The organism is Lacrimispora sphenoides (genome assembly GCF_900105215.1).
Taxonomy (GTDB): Bacteria; Bacillota; Clostridia; order Lachnospirales; family Lachnospiraceae; genus Lacrimispora; species Lacrimispora sphenoides_A.
In genome coordinates this window covers 685,604-701,069 of record NZ_FOIP01000002.1, presented here as the reverse complement: position 1 = coordinate 701,069, position 15,466 = coordinate 685,604, and the positions used below count along the sequence as shown (strand labels likewise).

General features: G+C 45.2%; 18 protein-coding genes. 1 reads left to right on the top strand and 17 read right to left on the bottom strand.

Annotation, left to right across the window (positions count from 1 at the left end; translation table 11 throughout):
* Nucleotides 1–215: 215 nt before the first annotated feature.
* The 4 genes from BMW45_RS20030 to BMW45_RS20015 all read right to left on the bottom strand — a co-directional run bounded on the left by BMW45_RS20030 (nucleotide 216) and on the right by BMW45_RS20015 (nucleotide 3,030).
* Nucleotides 216–1,436 carry an FAD-dependent oxidoreductase gene (locus BMW45_RS20030; RefSeq protein ID WP_092248127.1) on the bottom strand — a complete coding sequence of 407 codons (1,221 nt, stop codon included), beginning with the start codon at nucleotides 1,434–1,436 and terminating at the stop codon, nucleotides 216–218.
* A 74-nt stretch (nucleotides 1,437–1,510) separates the two neighbouring features.
* Nucleotides 1,511–2,068 carry a YeeE/YedE thiosulfate transporter family protein gene (locus tag BMW45_RS20025; RefSeq protein ID WP_310579650.1) on the bottom strand — a complete coding sequence of 186 codons (558 nt, stop codon included), beginning with the start codon at nucleotides 2,066–2,068 and terminating at the stop codon, nucleotides 1,511–1,513.
* Nucleotides 2,069–2,087: 19 nt separating this feature from the next.
* Nucleotides 2,088–2,315: a sulfurtransferase TusA family protein gene (locus BMW45_RS20020; protein ID WP_025232355.1), complete on the bottom strand. Its 228-nt coding sequence runs from the start codon at nucleotides 2,313–2,315 to the stop codon at nucleotides 2,088–2,090.
* Between the two features lie 28 nt (nucleotides 2,316–2,343).
* On the bottom strand, nucleotides 2,344–3,030 hold the full coding sequence (locus BMW45_RS20015; RefSeq protein WP_092248124.1) for a YeeE/YedE thiosulfate transporter family protein: 687 nt from the start codon (nucleotides 3,028–3,030) through the stop codon (nucleotides 2,344–2,346).
* A gap of 251 nt (nucleotides 3,031–3,281) precedes the next feature.
* On the opposite strand from BMW45_RS20015, the gene BMW45_RS20010 reads away from it, so the two are divergent.
* Entirely contained in the window at nucleotides 3,282–4,181 is a 900-nt protein-coding gene (locus BMW45_RS20010) for a LysR family transcriptional regulator (protein WP_092248121.1), read from the top strand.
* On the opposite strand, the gene BMW45_RS20005 is transcribed toward BMW45_RS20010, so the two are convergent.
* The 13 genes from BMW45_RS20005 to srtB all read right to left on the bottom strand — a co-directional run bounded on the left by BMW45_RS20005 (nucleotide 4,171) and on the right by srtB (nucleotide 15,466).
* Nucleotides 4,171–4,392: a sulfurtransferase TusA family protein gene (locus BMW45_RS20005; protein WP_092248118.1), complete on the bottom strand. Its 222-nt coding sequence runs from the start codon at nucleotides 4,390–4,392 to the stop codon at nucleotides 4,171–4,173. The genes BMW45_RS20010 and BMW45_RS20005 overlap by 11 nt on opposite strands.
* A 228-nt stretch (nucleotides 4,393–4,620) precedes the next feature.
* On the bottom strand, nucleotides 4,621–5,778 hold the full coding sequence (locus BMW45_RS20000) for a Sapep family Mn(2+)-dependent dipeptidase (RefSeq protein WP_092248115.1): 1,158 nt from the start codon (nucleotides 5,776–5,778) through the stop codon (nucleotides 4,621–4,623).
* A 3-nt stretch (nucleotides 5,779–5,781) separates the two neighbouring features.
* Nucleotides 5,782–6,750: a N(4)-(beta-N-acetylglucosaminyl)-L-asparaginase gene (locus BMW45_RS19995; protein ID WP_092248112.1), complete on the bottom strand. Its 969-nt coding sequence runs from the start codon at nucleotides 6,748–6,750 to the stop codon at nucleotides 5,782–5,784.
* A 15-nt stretch (nucleotides 6,751–6,765) separates the two neighbouring features.
* On the bottom strand, nucleotides 6,766–7,290 hold the full coding sequence (locus BMW45_RS19990; protein ID WP_092248109.1) for a GrdB-related putative oxidoreductase: 525 nt from the start codon (nucleotides 7,288–7,290) through the stop codon (nucleotides 6,766–6,768).
* A 15-nt stretch (nucleotides 7,291–7,305) separates the two neighbouring features.
* Entirely contained in the window at nucleotides 7,306–8,637 is a 1,332-nt protein-coding gene (celB, locus tag BMW45_RS19985; protein ID WP_092248106.1) for a PTS cellobiose transporter subunit IIC, read from the bottom strand.
* Between the two features lie 59 nt (nucleotides 8,638–8,696).
* Nucleotides 8,697–9,017, bottom strand: coding sequence for a PTS sugar transporter subunit IIB (locus BMW45_RS19980; protein ID WP_025232347.1), 321 nt, complete (start codon nucleotides 9,015–9,017; stop codon nucleotides 8,697–8,699).
* A 38-nt stretch (nucleotides 9,018–9,055) separates the two neighbouring features.
* Complete coding sequence (locus BMW45_RS19975) at nucleotides 9,056–9,394, bottom strand: PTS sugar transporter subunit IIA (RefSeq protein WP_025232346.1); 339 nt, start codon at nucleotides 9,392–9,394, stop codon at nucleotides 9,056–9,058.
* A gap of 150 nt (nucleotides 9,395–9,544) precedes the next feature.
* Nucleotides 9,545–11,464 (bottom strand): BglG family transcription antiterminator, encoded by a 1,920-nt coding sequence (locus tag BMW45_RS19970; protein WP_092248103.1) that lies wholly within the window; start codon nucleotides 11,462–11,464, stop codon nucleotides 9,545–9,547.
* Between the two features lie 47 nt (nucleotides 11,465–11,511).
* Nucleotides 11,512–12,603 carry a DUF871 domain-containing protein gene (locus tag BMW45_RS19965; protein WP_092248100.1) on the bottom strand — a complete coding sequence of 364 codons (1,092 nt, stop codon included), beginning with the start codon at nucleotides 12,601–12,603 and terminating at the stop codon, nucleotides 11,512–11,514.
* Nucleotides 12,604–12,738: 135 nt separating this feature from the next.
* The gene (locus BMW45_RS19960; protein ID WP_092248098.1) at nucleotides 12,739–12,996 is read right to left on the bottom strand and encodes an HPr family phosphocarrier protein; all 258 of its coding nucleotides are present in this window, start codon (nucleotides 12,994–12,996) and stop codon (nucleotides 12,739–12,741) included.
* Nucleotides 12,997–13,307: 311 nt separating this feature from the next.
* Nucleotides 13,308–13,787, bottom strand: coding sequence for a hypothetical protein (locus BMW45_RS19955; protein WP_143057070.1), 480 nt, complete (start codon nucleotides 13,785–13,787; stop codon nucleotides 13,308–13,310).
* Between the two features lie 4 nt (nucleotides 13,788–13,791).
* A complete protein-coding gene (locus BMW45_RS19950; protein ID WP_092248094.1) occupies nucleotides 13,792–14,691 on the bottom strand; it encodes a peptidylprolyl isomerase in 900 nt (299 codons plus the stop codon).
* Nucleotides 14,681–15,466 (bottom strand): class B sortase, encoded by a 786-nt coding sequence (gene srtB / locus BMW45_RS19945; RefSeq protein WP_092248092.1) that lies wholly within the window; start codon nucleotides 15,464–15,466, stop codon nucleotides 14,681–14,683. The genes BMW45_RS19950 and srtB overlap by 11 nt, the downstream gene beginning before the upstream one ends.

Sequence of the window (15,466 nt, the reverse complement as noted above, 5' to 3'; positions counted from 1 at the left end):
TGCGGAAATAACAGTTTAGCTGTTAGCGATGTGTTGTTAACAGCTTAACCCTAAGTACGAAAAATGTCCCAAAATTTAATTTTGGGGCATTTTTCTTTTTATCTTACATTCCACCAAATTTATCATAAACACTTACTATGTACAACAAAAAAAATACGCCCTGGGCCAAACTGGCCGCAGGACGTTTCAATAAGAACCTGATCAATTGTTTTTTTCTATTTGCAAATGCTGTTTATGCGCTCCGGAGTTATTTCACCGTAATACTTCTCCTTAATCTGACCATCTTTGATCCAGACGAAACAGGGAGTACTCTCAACATCAAGTCGTTTTGCAATGCCATCTGATTTATAAACGTCGATGCAGGATACCCGGATATCGCTGTGATCCTGTTCAAACTCTTTGAAAACCGGCAGCAGTTCTCTAGCTTGAGGGTCGATTGCATTATATATGTATACCAGTGAAGATTTTCCTTCATTCATAATCTGCTTTTCAAATATTTCACATTCCGATACATATTTTTCTGCGCCGTATCCGGCAACGGCACCGTCTCCTACCGCTGTTGCAACCTGCTTTAAGTATTTGTCCCGTACATCTCCCACTGCAAATACTCCGGGGATGTTTGTCTCCATCCGTTCATTTGTTAACAGATAACCGCCTCGGTTCATGTCCAGGATATCACGGAATATTTCTGTATTTGGCAGATAGCCGATAAAAAGGAAACAGCTGTCCACGTGAACGGGAACTTTTTCCTCTGTTTTCACATTTTTTAACACAACTGTGTTCAGTCTTTCGTCTCCTTCAAAGCTGTCTACAACCGTATTCCAGATAAATTCCATTTTCGGATTTGCCAGTGCCTGTGCCTTTGCAATCTCGTTGCAGTCCATTTTGCCATTCTCATGCATAACAGATACCAAAACTTTATCTGCAAATTTAGTTAAAAATATCCCTTCTTCAATGGCTGCATCTCCGCTTCCGATGACCATAACAGTCTTTCCGGTGTTTGCCGCTGCGTCACAGGTGGCACAGAAAGAGATTCCTTTGTCATAAAGATATAAATCCTCATTTTTTGCACCGGTCAAACGTGGCTTGCCGCCGCTTCCGACAATTACAACCTTTGCCTGGTAAATGGTACGAAACGTCTCTACCTGCTTGATATCTCCTTGCAGAGATACGGATTTTACATCAGTTAATTTAAACTCCACACCGAACTTTTTAGCCTGTTTATGAAATAATTCCATCAGTCCAAGGCCTGTCGCCCCATCCGGAAAACCGGGATAGTTCTCTATTTCATTGGTATATGTGGCAAGCCCGCCTACCAAAGTTTTTTCTATGATCAATGTTTTCAGCTTGGCTCTGCCGCAATATATTCCTGCAGTTAAGCCGGCTGCTCCGCCCCCTATAATTACAACGTCATATGATTCTGTTTTTTTAGTCATTGCAACCTGTTCCTCTCTGAATATTCTTATATTTTTATAGGGGCAATCAAATATGATCGCCCCATGATTACAAATTACATAAAATATTTGGCTAATAATTTGCTTCCCAGAAAAGCTCCTACCAGCAGAAACGCACCGAATACCCATCCGGATAAGGAAAAGGATGAAATTGCGGTAAATAACGCTCCTATATTACAACCATTTGCAAGTCTTGCTCCATAGCCCATTAACAAACCACCAAGAATAGCCGCTATTACCTGACGTAAAGACTTGATCTTCTTGATCTTAAACTGTGATGCAAATAACGTTGCCGCAAAAGCACCCAGTACAATGCCCAGATTGCGGATGGAAGCACCGTCTGCCAGAAAGCTGGTATTTAGTTCCTTCTGCATCTTTTCTGAGGCATAATATACCCAGCCGCTTGCGTCACCGCCAAGAGCCTTGTAGATCCAGGTGCCCCAGTTGGCAAATGCGCTTGTTACGCCCCAGCCGCTGCCAAGAGCTGCAAAATGGGCAATTTGAAATACTGCAAGCAATACAGCACCGGCCACGTATGTTAAGGGTTCTTTTAACAGCTTTTTGTAAATGGGATGATCGCCAAGCTTAATAAAAAATTGTTTCAATTTATTCACCTGCTTTCACGGAAGTTATCTACTTCGTCTTCTCGATGACAATTTCCCATTCTCCATCATCTACTTCTTCAATTTCTACGTTATGTCCCTGTTTTCTTGCCCACTCAGGAATATTCTTCATTGCGCAGCTGTGATCGATGGATACAGCCAGAACGTCTCCTACGGATAACTCATTGATTTTTTTCTCAGTTTTCATAAGCGGGACTGGACAAGCCTCTCCCAGACAATCTAATGTAAATTCAGCCATTTTATATCTCCTTTAATTTTAAATTATTTTATTCTGCACTTCCCATTTTCTTTTCCTGCCATTTGACAGCCGCTATGTATAACAGCACAATGATCAATCCCTGTACAACGATTGCACCAAACCAGCCAAACACGTCCGGTAAAAAGATCTTCGGAGCATTTGTATTGAATTTGCTCCAGAAGTTCATATCATGTGCACCCCAGAAAGAGCCTGCTATGAAAAATACCAAAGACAGCATTTGCATGGTAAAGCCCTCTCCAACGCGCATCAAGGTTCCGGATGCACAGCCGCCGGCAATGACCATTCCGATTCCAAACAGAACCGCACCAACAGCCAAGGGTAAACCGATAGGCGCTACGCCAACCATGTTGAGATTGGAATCCGCATTTGCCAATACACCGGCATACTTAATTGCCCAGAAACCAACGCTGCCAACTGCAACTGCAACCAGTACTGCTCTTGTAACAGATGTGCTTCCTGTTATGCATGGATCACGGAATGCTGCCGTAAAGCAGAAACGTGAACGCTGCAGGATATACCCGAATGCAATACCGAATCCCCAATAAACAGGCAGCTTATTGCTCCCTCCTGCCAAATAAGATCCAAAAGCAATAATCAGGATTGTAACCAGAATTGCGTATGGGATCTGGCTTTTTTTCGGTTTTCTTGGCTTACGCACTCTTTCCCCACCAACTTTTGAGTTAACCTCTGACACGTAAATCCCCCTTTCTTAAAAATAGTATTTGTTAATATTATAACAAAATCACAATTCAAATTATACCATACTTATCAGAATCCGGTTAACCAAGAATCTGATATGTCATAAGATTTACTTATAACCCATTATTTTATCACACTAGCCACACCGAATTATATTTGCTATAATAAAAGAACAAAAAAAGAACTGTTAAGTTTTTAACAGCTCGAACGACTGATTCATAGTTAAATTCAGAAAGGCGGGGTAATATGAACATTCATAACCTGAAAATGTTTATAAAAATAGTGGAATCCGGCAGCATATCAAAAACTGCCGAACAGATGAATATCAGCCAGTCCGCATTAAGCCAGCAGCTGCGAGTCATGGAACAGGAATTCAGTGCGCGGCTTTTTGAACGGAACTATCAAGGTGTGATTCCGACTAACATCGGTATGATTGTTTATAACCGCGCTCTTGAGATTTTATCGTCCTATGACAGAATGCTGGTTGATATCACCAACGCACAGAATCAAAATAAAACCGTACATATCCTCGCTTCTCCCTGTGTATATTCCTATGCCCTGCCATGCACGTTCTACCATGTAAAAAACAAGTATCCGGAATATATCCTTAATATGGAGATGATGTCCAGCAGAATCATAGAGGAAAAAATATCAAAAGGCGTTGCTGATATGGGAATCATCATAGGCAAGCCAAAGGATAAAAATCTATCTGCCAAAAAAGTATTTACCGATCGTGTTTTTCTGGTTGCAGGAGAAAAAATGAAGGTTCCTGCCCAGTTAGACTGCCAGGATCTTTATCATTATCCACTGCTGATGCTGGTAAAAGCCCAAAAAACAAGGCAGGTACTGGATAAAATGCTGAACAAAAACGGAGTCTGCATCAATCAGCTGCATATCCCTTATGCTCTTGAATCCACGGAATCCATTAAGCTGTCTGCGATTAATGGTTTCGGGCTTGCTTTTCTTCCCTACATGGCGATCAAAAAGGAACTATACAATAAACAGCTCCGCATTGTTGAATGTCCATGCCTGGAGTTTGATAATGAATATTATTCCATAAAAAATGCCGGCAGTGTTCCTCTCAATTATGAATCGTCTAAACTTATTAAGTATATGGAAGCGATATTAAAAGAAACTATTTGTTAACAGAAATGGTGACTTCCCATACACCGTTAATGACTTCTTCCGCATCATATTTCAAATGATTGGCAATGCAAAACGATTTAATATTAGAAATTGTGCAGCTATGATCCGTAACCAACATGCATTCCTCACCTTTTTTTATGGAATCCATAACATTTTTTAGTCTCAAGACAGGTACCGGACACATATCACCAAGGCAATCAATTTTAACCATAAGCGCTCCTTCTGCACATTCCTATACCTTCACAGGCTGCTGTGCTTAAGATCTAACAAAAAATAGGGGACAGATTCATTCTATCTAAAATATTGCCGACTATCAATAGGGAACTTTCAATATATCCTGCAATAAAAAAAGCTGCCGCTATATAGATTTCTCATCTATTTAGCAACAGCTTCTTTTTATCCCCTGTCTTCCTGCTATCCAATGCTGGTAAAAAGCAGGCTATAATTGTCCCAGACGGTACAGAGCTAGTGCATAGATCTTAGCATTGGTCATTAAGTCTTCCACACTCATCCACTCATTGGGATTGTGACTGATGCCTTTCTGACCCGGGAAACTTGGGCCAAAGGGGACAATTCCCGGCATGGCTTTGGCATAAGTGCCGCCTGTGGTGGTTACAGGGGTACCATCCTGGCCTGTGACCAGTTCATAGCTCTCCTGCATGGCCTTAACCATAGGAGTGTCTTTGGGAAATACCACCGGGTCATAATTCTGTACGAGTTCGGCATTAAGCCCCTCTGCCCCGGCCTTAATGCAGATGCGATTCATGATTACCTCTATGGTAGCGCCGCCCGGATAGCTTAATGTCACATCAAAAGCCGCCTGTTTCCCCCCGCAGAGACTGTCCGGAGCTACACTCAGCTTATATCCCCGCATCTCCATCATGCCATATTCCTCATGGCTAAAATCAATCCCCAACCGGTCGCCTGTATTCCTGGTTCCGATAAAATATTTGTTTACAAAATCAAAGAATGTCTCCAACTGGTCCATACTGCCTGTAACCCGCACCACAGCTCTTCCCCGCTCGCTGTAAACCACCGGATACTTGCAGTCCGGTGTAAATCCATAAAGGGGCGATCTCTCCTTTGAGAGATAATACTTCAGATCCTCAAATCCGGATTCTTCGTCGCATCCGAAGATGATGCGCACTGGATTCTTAAGAGCAAGTCCTGCCTCTTTAATGGCTGCCAGGCCATAGAGGCATGCCATGATTGGTCCTTTATTGTCCAGCACTCCTCTGCTGTAGATGACTCCGTTTTCCAGATAGCCGTTAAAAGGCGGCTGCCTCCAGCCTTCTCCTGCCGGAACCACATCCACATGACCGATGGCGCAGACATAGTCTTCTCCCACGCCATACTGGGCATATCCCATATATTGATCCAGGTTCACGGTGTCAAATCCCAGCTGACCGCTGATATCCAGGGCGCATTCCAATGCATGCTTCACACCATTGCCAAAGGGAGCCCCATCACAGGCCTCCCTTTCCACACTGTCAATGCGTACCAGCTCCTGGACACTGCTGATGAACCGGTCCTTTAACCGGTCCACGCAATCCAGGATCTTCTTATCTGATTCATTTTCAATCGTTCCATATCCCATATCTTATTCCTCTATGGGCGCCATACGCGTCTTCATATAATTTTCCATCCATTCCTCAGAGGCTTTCTTATAAGTGCAGCGGCCGCCCTCCCCGCGGGTTACCAGGTAAACCGTGGGTTCCAGCTCCTCCGTAACCACTGCGAAAGAAAATCCCTCAATATTTGTGGCAACACCCCACTCCCCCTTAGGATTCATGGCAATGAGGGATATGTCACCGGCTTCGCCCCGACGTTCCCGAAGTTCCCCATCCAGACGGTTCACCGCTGTCTCACAGGCTTCCTGAGGATGCATTCCTTCTCCCATAAGCCGGACGATCTCATAAGAAATGCAGCCTTTCATCAGATCTTCCCCCAGGCCGGTGGCGCTGGCAGCTCCTTTCTTGCTGTCGGCATAGAAGCCGGAACCGGATATAGGAGAATCGCCTACCCGGCCCTTTTTCTTCATGAACAGGCCGCTGGTTGAGGTGGCTGCCGTCATCTTGCCGTTCCCATCCAGGCAGGCCATACCCACGGTGTCATGGCCGGAATAAGGTTTAAGCTCCTTAGCTGCTGCCTTGGCCGCCATCTCCTTTACCCGATTCCTGTAATGTGCCCTGGCTCTGTCTGTCAACATATTCTTGCGCTCAAAACCTTCCTTGTGGGCAAATTTCTCAGCCCCCTCAGCCACCAGCATGCTGTTGACTTTCTCCCGGCTTAAGCGTCTGGCAATGGACACCGGATTGGCAAAGTCCCTGATAGCAGCCACAGCTCCTATATCCAGTGTGTTGCCATCCATATAGGCGGCGTCCATTTCCACTTCCATTTCCTCATTAGGCAGTCCGCCGTAGCCCACGGATTTATAATAAGGGAAGTCCTCCACCTGACGGATGGCCAACTCGATGGCATCTCCTGCGTCGCCGCATTCCTTTAGCATCTCAGCTCCCTTTGCAATCCCTTCTACGGCCATACGCCAGGTTGCTATTATCCCCCACATGGCAAAGGCCTCCTTTTATTTAAAACAGAATTCATGAATCAGATCTGAAGTGTCCGCACCGTCGGCCAGGGCCCTGGCCAGAGTGCACATATTTCTTAAGGCATCATTAAGGCCCAGACCGCCCTTTTTCGGTGTCTCCACAATCGATACTTTATCCTTATAAGCTGCAATGGTATCCGCATTCTCCACAGACATGGCTGCAAATGCCTTTGCCTTGGTGGTGGAGTTGATATCGCAGGCCACTTTGGCGCACATCTGCGCGTAGTCCGCATAGTTAAAGGCTGGCCCGCACATTACCACATCCGGCTGCAGCTTGTTCACCATGGCACAAAGCTTGCGGCTGACCTCCTTAGGATCAGCAAGGTAAGTGCCATTGCCACAGCACAGGCAGGCCATGATGTGTCCGTCCACCTGTTTTAAGAAAGGTTCCATCATAATTGCTGGTCCGATGGGCTCTTTTTTCCCTGTAAGGGGAACCATGGTGTCGTCCTTGGTTCCAAGTCCTGACTGAATCTGGTCATATATCATAATAAGCTTCATACCGTACACCTCTTTTTATAGATCATCAAAAGAAAGATCGTTAAGATCAATATCGTCATCATCGGTTTTCTCAGTTTTCCTGGACTCTTCTTCCATGTACTGTTTATCCATCATCTTGATGAACGGCATATAGATGAATACGCCCAGAACAAGAAGAATGAACTGAAGCACGGCGCCCTGCCAACCAGTTGCAAGGAATCCGGAGAGGATCACAGGCATGGTCCACGGGATTGCTACACCAGAGCACAGAGGAACCAGGCCGATGCTCATGCAGAAGTAGGAAATTACAATGTTGATGGTGGGCACCAGCATGAAAGGAATGAGTATCATTGGGTTCAGTAAGATGGGAAGGCCGAACACAATGGGTTCATTAATTCCGAACAGGCCAGGGATAAATGCCAGTTTCCCTAACTCCTTAATACGCTTGGAGCGGCAGAAAAATAGCATTGCAATCAGCAGCGACAACGTGGAGCCGCAGCCGCCAAACGTGGCAAACAGATCCTGGAACTGCTGGGATATAATATTTGGCAGCGGCTGGCCTGCCTGGAATGCAGCCAGGTTCTCCGCAGACAAGGTTTGAAGGATGGGATTGAATACCGCGCCTACCACGGAACCGCCGTTTACTCCGAAGAACCAGAAGAGATGGAGGAAGATATAAGCGATTACCATAGCCGGAAGGGTGTTGCCCAGCTTAAGGAGAGGAGTCTGCAGGATGGTGAACACAAAGTTGAATGCATTATCATATGGAGTCATGGCAAAAATAATGTTTATGATGAAGAACACCATCACGGAAATTCCGGCAGGAATCAGGGCAGAGAAAGACTTTGCTACTGTAGGAGGAACACCGTCAGGCATCTTGATGATCCACCCTTTTTTATTGACCCACGCGTAGATGTGCACAGATAAGAATGCTACAATAATTCCTACGAAGATTCCCTTGGAACCCACCCAGCCCAGTGGAATGCCGGATACAGCAGTATCATTTACCATGATCTTATAAGGCATGATCAAGAACCAGCATACCAGTGATACGGCAGCGCCGAACAGCTTATCTACCTTCATCTGCTCGGAAAAGGAATAGCCGATTCCAACGACTGCCAGCATTGCCATGATTGAGAACGTGGCATCGGTTGGCTTGGCAAAGTAGGCATCCCAGTTCTCCCCAAAGAACCTTGCCCAGAAATTTGTCCACCCGGGAATCGGGAAATTGGCAATGAGCAGGAAAAAGGAACCCACGATTAACAGCGGCATGGACAGCAGGAAGCCGTCACGAATTGCAATAAGATACTTGTTCTTTCCGATTCGCTCTGCCAAAGGCATGAGTATTGACTCTAATTTACTTAACATATTGTTATTCCCCCGTTTTTATTTGTTTTTGCTATTATGGAAGTTCTGCTTTTATAGCCTTATTTGGAAGCTTTTAAAAGTTTTATTGCTGATTTAAGGACCTTCTCACCATTCATCATGCCGTAATCGGTCTGGTCAATGACCTGAATCGGGATTCCTTTGCTTCCGAACTTTTCCACAATCTCACCATAACGGTACTTGACCTGGGGTCCCAAAAGGATCACATCCGGATGCTTTTCATCGATGATCTGTCCAATCTTGCCATCCGGGAAAGCTTCCACTTCAATGGGAAGGTTATGCTCGTTGGCTACGCTCTGCATCTTGCTTGCCAGCATGCTGGTTGACATACCTGCACTGCAGAATAAATACACTCGTTTCATTGTAAAATCCTCCTTGCTATTTGCTTTTTTTATTTCCATTATTTACTCCCCAACTTCTCTTCCAGCTCTACGATCCTCCTGTAGCTGGCAATCATCTCTTCTGCGATGATTTTGAATCCTTCCGCGCTCATAAGCTGGTCTTCCGCATGGATCAGAATCAGGGAACCGCCCACCGGCTCACCCTGGGCCTCTTTCTGGATCAGTTCAAAGTGTGCCTCATGTCCTGCCAGAAACATATCCTGACCGGCTTTCATGCATTCCCCGGCACCACCGAAATCCCCATGCTTTGCTTTCTGGATCGCCTCAATATAGCTGGACCTTGCTCCGCCTACATTGGATATGATTTTAAAGCAAATGGTCTCTAATCCCTCTAACATATTGCTGCCTCCTGAATGTGTTGATGATATGCAAAATGCAGCAAAACCGTTTTGTTTGCTGCATCTTAACTTAAGCTGCCTTAATTAATTATAATTATAAGGCTTATATTCACTTTTTTCCTTAAAGGCATTTCCTAGCTCTTAGGAAATTCACTCCATGATCCGGTCGATAAATTCCTCATATCCGCAGGGAGCCGCCAATTTTGCCAGCTCCTCAGGCTGATTCACGATGTTGGATATCCAGTCAAAGAAGATCTTAATCATCCTGGCATCCCCTATATTGATGGCAAACAGCATCACCAGCCGCACCTCAAAGACACCCCATTTCACTGGATTCTTAAGCTGGGCCACCGCAATGGTGGAATTCCCGGCAAAGGCTCCGAACGCATGGGGAATCGCAAATGTATTCACAAAGGAGGTTGGGGACATCTGCTCCCTCTTTAATACCACATCAGTAAACTCCGGATCCACAATCCCATCCTGTACCAGACCAGAGCACAGCATGCGGATAATTTCCTCCGGGTTTGTACAGTTCACCTCTGTATGGTAATGTTCCCGACGGATTAAGCTGCCGATGTGGGAGGAGAATTCCAGCCGGAATCCTTTCTTATCCAGCCGGTTGATGGCTTGGAGAATCCTGGACTCTGTCTCGGAATCCACGAATAAGTTAATGGAGACGGTCTCTACGTTCAACCTATGTTCCAGGGGAAATGTACTGAGCAGAAGATCCGGATCCAGAGAAGACACTACCTCCTCTTCAAAATAACCAAAGACCTTCACCACTTCCATCCTCTCACGAAACATATCGGAAATTTTCTTCACGCACATATCAGAAAAAGACTGGTTATGAGGTAAGATCATTACGGCATGATATTTTCTTTCTGTTTTCATACGCTCACTGGCGGCTCCCAGATGAAGGGCGATATAGCAGCTCTCTGCATCGGATATGGGAGTATTAAGCCTATCTTCCAGAAATTCCACCACGTAGATGCCCATCTCGAAGACCAGAGGGTATTTGCGCTTGATCTCTTCCACAAACACATCCTCCATACGGACCTGGTTCCTGACACGCTCTACCAGGCCGTGGATGTGCATCTTAAGGCCGGCAACAAGATCCCCATCCTGCCGGAAATCCAGCCCGAACAGAGTGTATATCTGCTCCAGGGCCTCGCCTACCAGCTTCCTGGTACTCAACCACCTGCCGCCGAAATTCACGTAATCGTCGGTATAATTGGAAGCTTTTCTGCCCATGACGACCAGAGCGAACATCCCCACTTCTCCCTCATGGATCTTTATATGCAGGCGATTGGAAATGCGGTCAAAAAAGTCCTTTGAAATCTGGTACTCGATGGTATCCTCTAACCCCTGTATCTCCTCTTCCATACTGATGTAGTTGGCGCAGTTCATTCTCTCAATGCTGGTGCCGGCGTGCAGGATCAGCATGGGAAACATGGATTCATGAATGGAATAATCGTATTCCTTCAGTACATCCACGAATATGTCCTTTACCTCAATTAAGTTGAAGCTTTTGTATAGATTGGCCAGCATATTTAAGTTGAGGAAATTCTCCTGTACCTCGGCCATCAGTAAATCCCTGTAAAACCGCCGTTTACCGGCCTCATCCCCCTTTAAGGATATGCATTCCTTATTGCGGACCAGCCTTAAACCGGGATAGGGCTCCAGCATCTTGCGTATACGCTTTAAGTCATTGTCAATGGAGGCTCCGCTGACATAGATCTGGCTCTGGAGAAGGGTAAGGTTCAGTTCCTTCACCTCGAATAACAGCTTCTGAATCATATATGCGCAGCGGGCACCCGGAGTCTGGGGAATATCCGTCCCCCTGGATTCTTTTGGCGGCAAAGGCGACAGACTGGCATTTTCACAGATTCGGTAACCCCGCCGCACATTCGACTCTATGGGAGGCGGGGTCATGTTTCTGTTAATGGATTCTACATCAGAGCGTATGGTACGGTCCGACACCTGCAGTAGAACAGCCAGGCGTCGGCTGGTTATCCAGTCTCCCAGCTCTGATAATATGGTAAGCAGCTGCTCCTGTCTTTGATTCTGCATGTCAAAATACTCCCTTTCTTGCTTTGTTCTTCCGTAAAATCCCTTGTTTAGAGGATGCAGAATGCAAATACCGTCCATGGATTTGCGTAATCCAGCAGAACATGTTCATACTCAGGAAGATGACCGATCACGTTCTTGCGGCCGTCATTTGGCATGTCTTTGGTAACGATTTGCAGTTCTCCCTTATATTTGGGATAGCCATCATTTAATATAACCACATCGCCGGGTTTTAAGTCTCTGGTATTGGCGGCAGGAATTGACCGGTCTGCAAAAGTGACTCTTGGGCCGGAGGAACGGATCATATAGTCGTTCAAATCACCTCTTACCACATGACGGAGTTCATAATCCAGGATCTGGTGCTCGGTCTGAGTCAGTTCTTTCTCCAATTGAATACCAAAGGTCAGAATGCTGGTATTTAAGTCGGCGCAAGCCTTGAGTTCCTCATCAGTAGCATAGGCATTGGCGATAAGCACATCATCTATCATACCGGTAGCAAGCAGATGGCGCACCTGAAAATCAATCGGAAGGCCACGGTGCAACTCCAGAGTACACAGTCCTTCGTTTACAGGCCAAGGACCGTATGCTCCTGGCGCGTTGCTGGACACAAAGGCTGCTACCTTAAGCCCAAGTGATTTCATCTTATCATTACAGGTATTAAATTGTTTAAGGCTCAATCCTGTATACTTCTGCGGATAAAAATTGTGGCAGGTAATCAGCTTGTCACGATCCGGATGGTGGTCTATGACATTCTCCACATACGCCAGCTTGGTGCTTGCATTGAGCTCTATCTTAAGCCCCTGGGAGTTATAAGTCATAAGACTTTCTTTCATACCGTCAAAACCTTCGTCCAGACGGATGCCATCCACATGCATTTCCTGAAATACGGATAAGTTCTCGTAGGAGATTCCCAGCCGGGAGAATACGGCAGGGCTCACATCCGGTATGACCTCCATACCGCAGGCGTGAGCTTCATCCGCCAGTCTCCGAAAACGGCCGATTACCTCTTCCCTGCTTTCCTCCACGCTTAAGAGGCAGGTAAAGATTCTCTTATACCCCAATTTCCCTGCCTTTCTGATATAATCCATGTCCTTTTCTTCGGTAGAATGTTCCGGATAAACGGAAATACCCAATTTTGCCATAAGTTTAACCCCTCTCTTATATTTAACCATCCGGTACAAACGTACCGGATGGTTCTTTGATATTAACTATAGTCCGTCAAGAAAGAGTCTGGAGGTAAATCTATTTCCTAATTGCTAGGAAATATCATGTTTCTGTTATAAATTGGTCTGAAGAAACTCTTTAAGGAAATCGATTGCCTTGTTTTCATCCTGTCCCTCTATAATAAACTCCAGGCATTCTCCATGGCGTGCTCCCAGACTTATGAGTGAGAGTACATTCTTACAGTCCGCTGTGCCTTTCCTGCTTTTAAGGGTTATACGGCTCTCGTATTCCGATGCCGCCTTGCTCAGCCTCAAAGCATTGATGGCGTGAAGCCCCTGCTTGTCCGATACAATGTATTCATAACTAATCATCTCATCATCACCCTTTACGATTCATGCGAAAACGACGAGCCAATGTCAGAACGGCATGACACTGGCGGTTGCAGTAGGTTGACTCCCGCTATTTTAGCAGGAGAGAAATCCTCTCCATATTTTAACATACAATCCATAATTATCCACAGTGAAATTATACAGATTTTGTCACCACAGCTTAATTGCATGAAGTGAATAATTGGGGAATTGTATAATTAGAAAAAGCGTATTGCCTATTGCTTAGACTTTACGCTTTATATATGATTCAATCCAATTGGTTATGATATATGTTGTGATTCTTTAATAAAGCCTCATTCTACAATCAATAAAACCCCCGCATCAACTTCTGTAATCTGCTCCATACTCTCCGGATCATACACCATGAATACAGCAGTAGCGGTATGCTCCCCGGCTTCTGGTACCTGTTCCAGATCTACATAAGCATTTCGCTCTCCCGGCTTCAGTATATCTGAACAAAACAATTCTTCCCCCGTGTCATCCAGAATTAATTTCACCTTTACATACTGCTCATTCTCTGTTGGATTTCCGATCATCAAATTGCAGCGTTTGCCTCCCCTTGATACCTTTGGACTGGCATTCACCTGGATCATAAAATAAGAAGGTTCCTTTTGGTCTTCATTTTGACCCGGGCCATGGGTTGGGAGTACATATTCTCCATCCTTTGCATCCTCTGCAAACTGATAAGCACTCTCCCTGCTGCCACTTTGTGAACAGCCGGCGGTGAGCAGGGAAGCAAGGGTAATTAACAGCCCGGCTATTATGGCTTTCATATTTTTATTCAATGATCTTATCAACGATTTCAACGCTCTCAATCACCACGTCTTTCTTCGGCTTTCGTTCTTCAGCCGATACCTTTACCTGGGTAATTGCTTCTGCTACATTCAGTCCCTCTACAATCTGGCCAAATACCGTATGACCATAATCCAGCCCCCAGGCACCTCCGACCTGGCTGTACCGCGCTGCGACAGGTGCATACTTTTCCTCATATTCACTTGGTATGCCATCGGTTGCAATGGCCTGAATTTCTTCATTTAAATCGTCCTCAAATTTTTGAATTTCTTCTTTACTCAGCTCTTTTTCCTTGCCAAGCTCTTCCAATTCTTTCAGACGCAGATTCATCAGGTCATTCATATAGCAGTTAGCCGGAATAATCCGGTCATCTTCCGGGATTTCCTCTCTTACAAGCAGATAAAACTGGCTCAAGTTACTGTTGCGGGTATTGCCCCCGTCTCCGGCCATTGCTACCGCACCTTTAAAATGATACAGTCCATTGTCAACCTCATCTTCAAACGGATCCCCCCAAAGACTTCTCTCCTCTGCTTCCGGATCTCCCGGTTTTCCGCCCTGGGTCAGCTCCCCACGCTTTGCATAATAAAATAGACTGCCATTGTAGTATCCTTCTTTTGCTAAACCGCTAAAATTCTCTACAGCTTTGGGAGCCTGTTCCGGGTACAGCAGAATGGTAACATCTCCAGCCGTTGTATGGAGAATTGCGTAAGGTCCATTGGATTCTACTAACTGCGGATTCTCTGCCGGTTCTGCTTTAATGGGAAAACTGTCTGCAATATCCGGAGATACTTCTGCATAGCTCTGTTTCTTTACGCAGCCGGTGACCAGCACAGCAGTCAGGCCCGCCAAACATACCAGTGGAATTATCTTACTCTTATTTCTCATTCTGTTCTTCCTCCATATCACTTAAAACTCCATATACTACATATCTGGCATTGTTATATTCATAGGAGCATGTACAAAGTGCCAATATTCGATCAATTTCTTCTACTGCAACCGGACTTTTAAACGTCGAAGAAACTAAAAGCTTTTTTAACCATCTCTCCCGCGCATCTGCACTTTCAAATTTTAATGGAAATGACCCTTTTTGACCATCCAGTACCTCTCCGGCAAATAAATCTACCCGGTAATCCTGATCCGGAGTATACAAATATAGAACAGGATGCTCCTCATAATAACTTTGTGTCTTATAACCAGAAAGAGAGGAGAACATCCGCCCTCCTCTGATATGATGACCATACAGAACGGTCACATCATCCTGAAACTCTTTCTGGTTTTGGCTCTCCATGAAGATGGAGCCTATGATACTTCTCTCACCATCCGCTGTATGATTCAGATAATAATCATTATCTGTTCCCTGTACAACAGGATAATCAATATCAGATCCCGGCGACCAGATCCAGCCTGCAATATCCGGATTCCATTGTAACAAGGTCTTAAAATCCGGCCTTTTTCTTGTATATGTATTCGCGGCCGTAATATCTTTATTACCATCCATCACAGCATCGGATTCCCGGAAAGCCCTCTCTCTTATCTGGTTATATACCTGCTCTGCTAAAACCCTGGGTTTCATCTCCTGATAAAAATTCCAGCCGCAAAAAACAGCTCCTGCCAGACATGATAAAGTCAGCCCCAAAAATAATAATCGTTTTTTCTTCAT

What these genes read in the sequence shown, in the direction of transcription:
- BMW45_RS20030 (WP_092248127.1), bottom strand. Translation starts at nt 1,436, where the DNA reads ATGACTAAAAAAACAGAATCATATGACGTTGTAATTATAGGGGGCGGA.
- BMW45_RS20020 (WP_025232355.1), bottom strand. Translation starts at nt 2,315, where the DNA reads ATGGCTGAATTTACATTAGATTGTCTGGGAGAGGCTTGTCCAGTCCCG.
- BMW45_RS20010 (WP_092248121.1), top strand. Translation starts at nt 3,282, where the DNA reads ATGAACATTCATAACCTGAAAATGTTTATAAAAATAGTGGAATCCGGC.
- BMW45_RS20005 (WP_092248118.1), bottom strand. Translation starts at nt 4,392, where the DNA reads ATGGTTAAAATTGATTGCCTTGGTGATATGTGTCCGGTACCTGTCTTG.
- BMW45_RS20000 (WP_092248115.1), bottom strand. Translation starts at nt 5,778, where the DNA reads ATGGGATATGGAACGATTGAAAATGAATCAGATAAGAAGATCCTGGAT.
- BMW45_RS19995 (WP_092248112.1), bottom strand. Translation starts at nt 6,750, where the DNA reads ATGTGGGGGATAATAGCAACCTGGCGTATGGCCGTAGAAGGGATTGCA.
- BMW45_RS19990 (WP_092248109.1), bottom strand. Translation starts at nt 7,290, where the DNA reads ATGAAGCTTATTATGATATATGACCAGATTCAGTCAGGACTTGGAACC.
- celB (WP_092248106.1), bottom strand. Translation starts at nt 8,637, where the DNA reads ATGTTAAGTAAATTAGAGTCAATACTCATGCCTTTGGCAGAGCGAATC.
- BMW45_RS19980 (WP_025232347.1), bottom strand. Translation starts at nt 9,017, where the DNA reads ATGAAACGAGTGTATTTATTCTGCAGTGCAGGTATGTCAACCAGCATG.
- BMW45_RS19975 (WP_025232346.1), bottom strand. Translation starts at nt 9,394, where the DNA reads ATGTTAGAGGGATTAGAGACCATTTGCTTTAAAATCATATCCAATGTA.
- BMW45_RS19970 (WP_092248103.1), bottom strand. Translation starts at nt 11,464, where the DNA reads ATGCAGAATCAAAGACAGGAGCAGCTGCTTACCATATTATCAGAGCTG.
- BMW45_RS19965 (WP_092248100.1), bottom strand. Translation starts at nt 12,603, where the DNA reads ATGGCAAAATTGGGTATTTCCGTTTATCCGGAACATTCTACCGAAGAA.
- BMW45_RS19960 (WP_092248098.1), bottom strand. Translation starts at nt 12,996, where the DNA reads ATGATTAGTTATGAATACATTGTATCGGACAAGCAGGGGCTTCACGCC.
- BMW45_RS19955 (WP_143057070.1), bottom strand. Translation starts at nt 13,787, where the DNA reads ATGAAAGCCATAATAGCCGGGCTGTTAATTACCCTTGCTTCCCTGCTC.
- BMW45_RS19950 (WP_092248094.1), bottom strand. Translation starts at nt 14,691, where the DNA reads ATGAGAAATAAGAGTAAGATAATTCCACTGGTATGTTTGGCGGGCCTG.
- srtB (WP_092248092.1), bottom strand. Translation starts at nt 15,466, where the DNA reads ATGAAGAAAAAACGATTATTATTTTTGGGGCTGACTTTATCATGTCTG.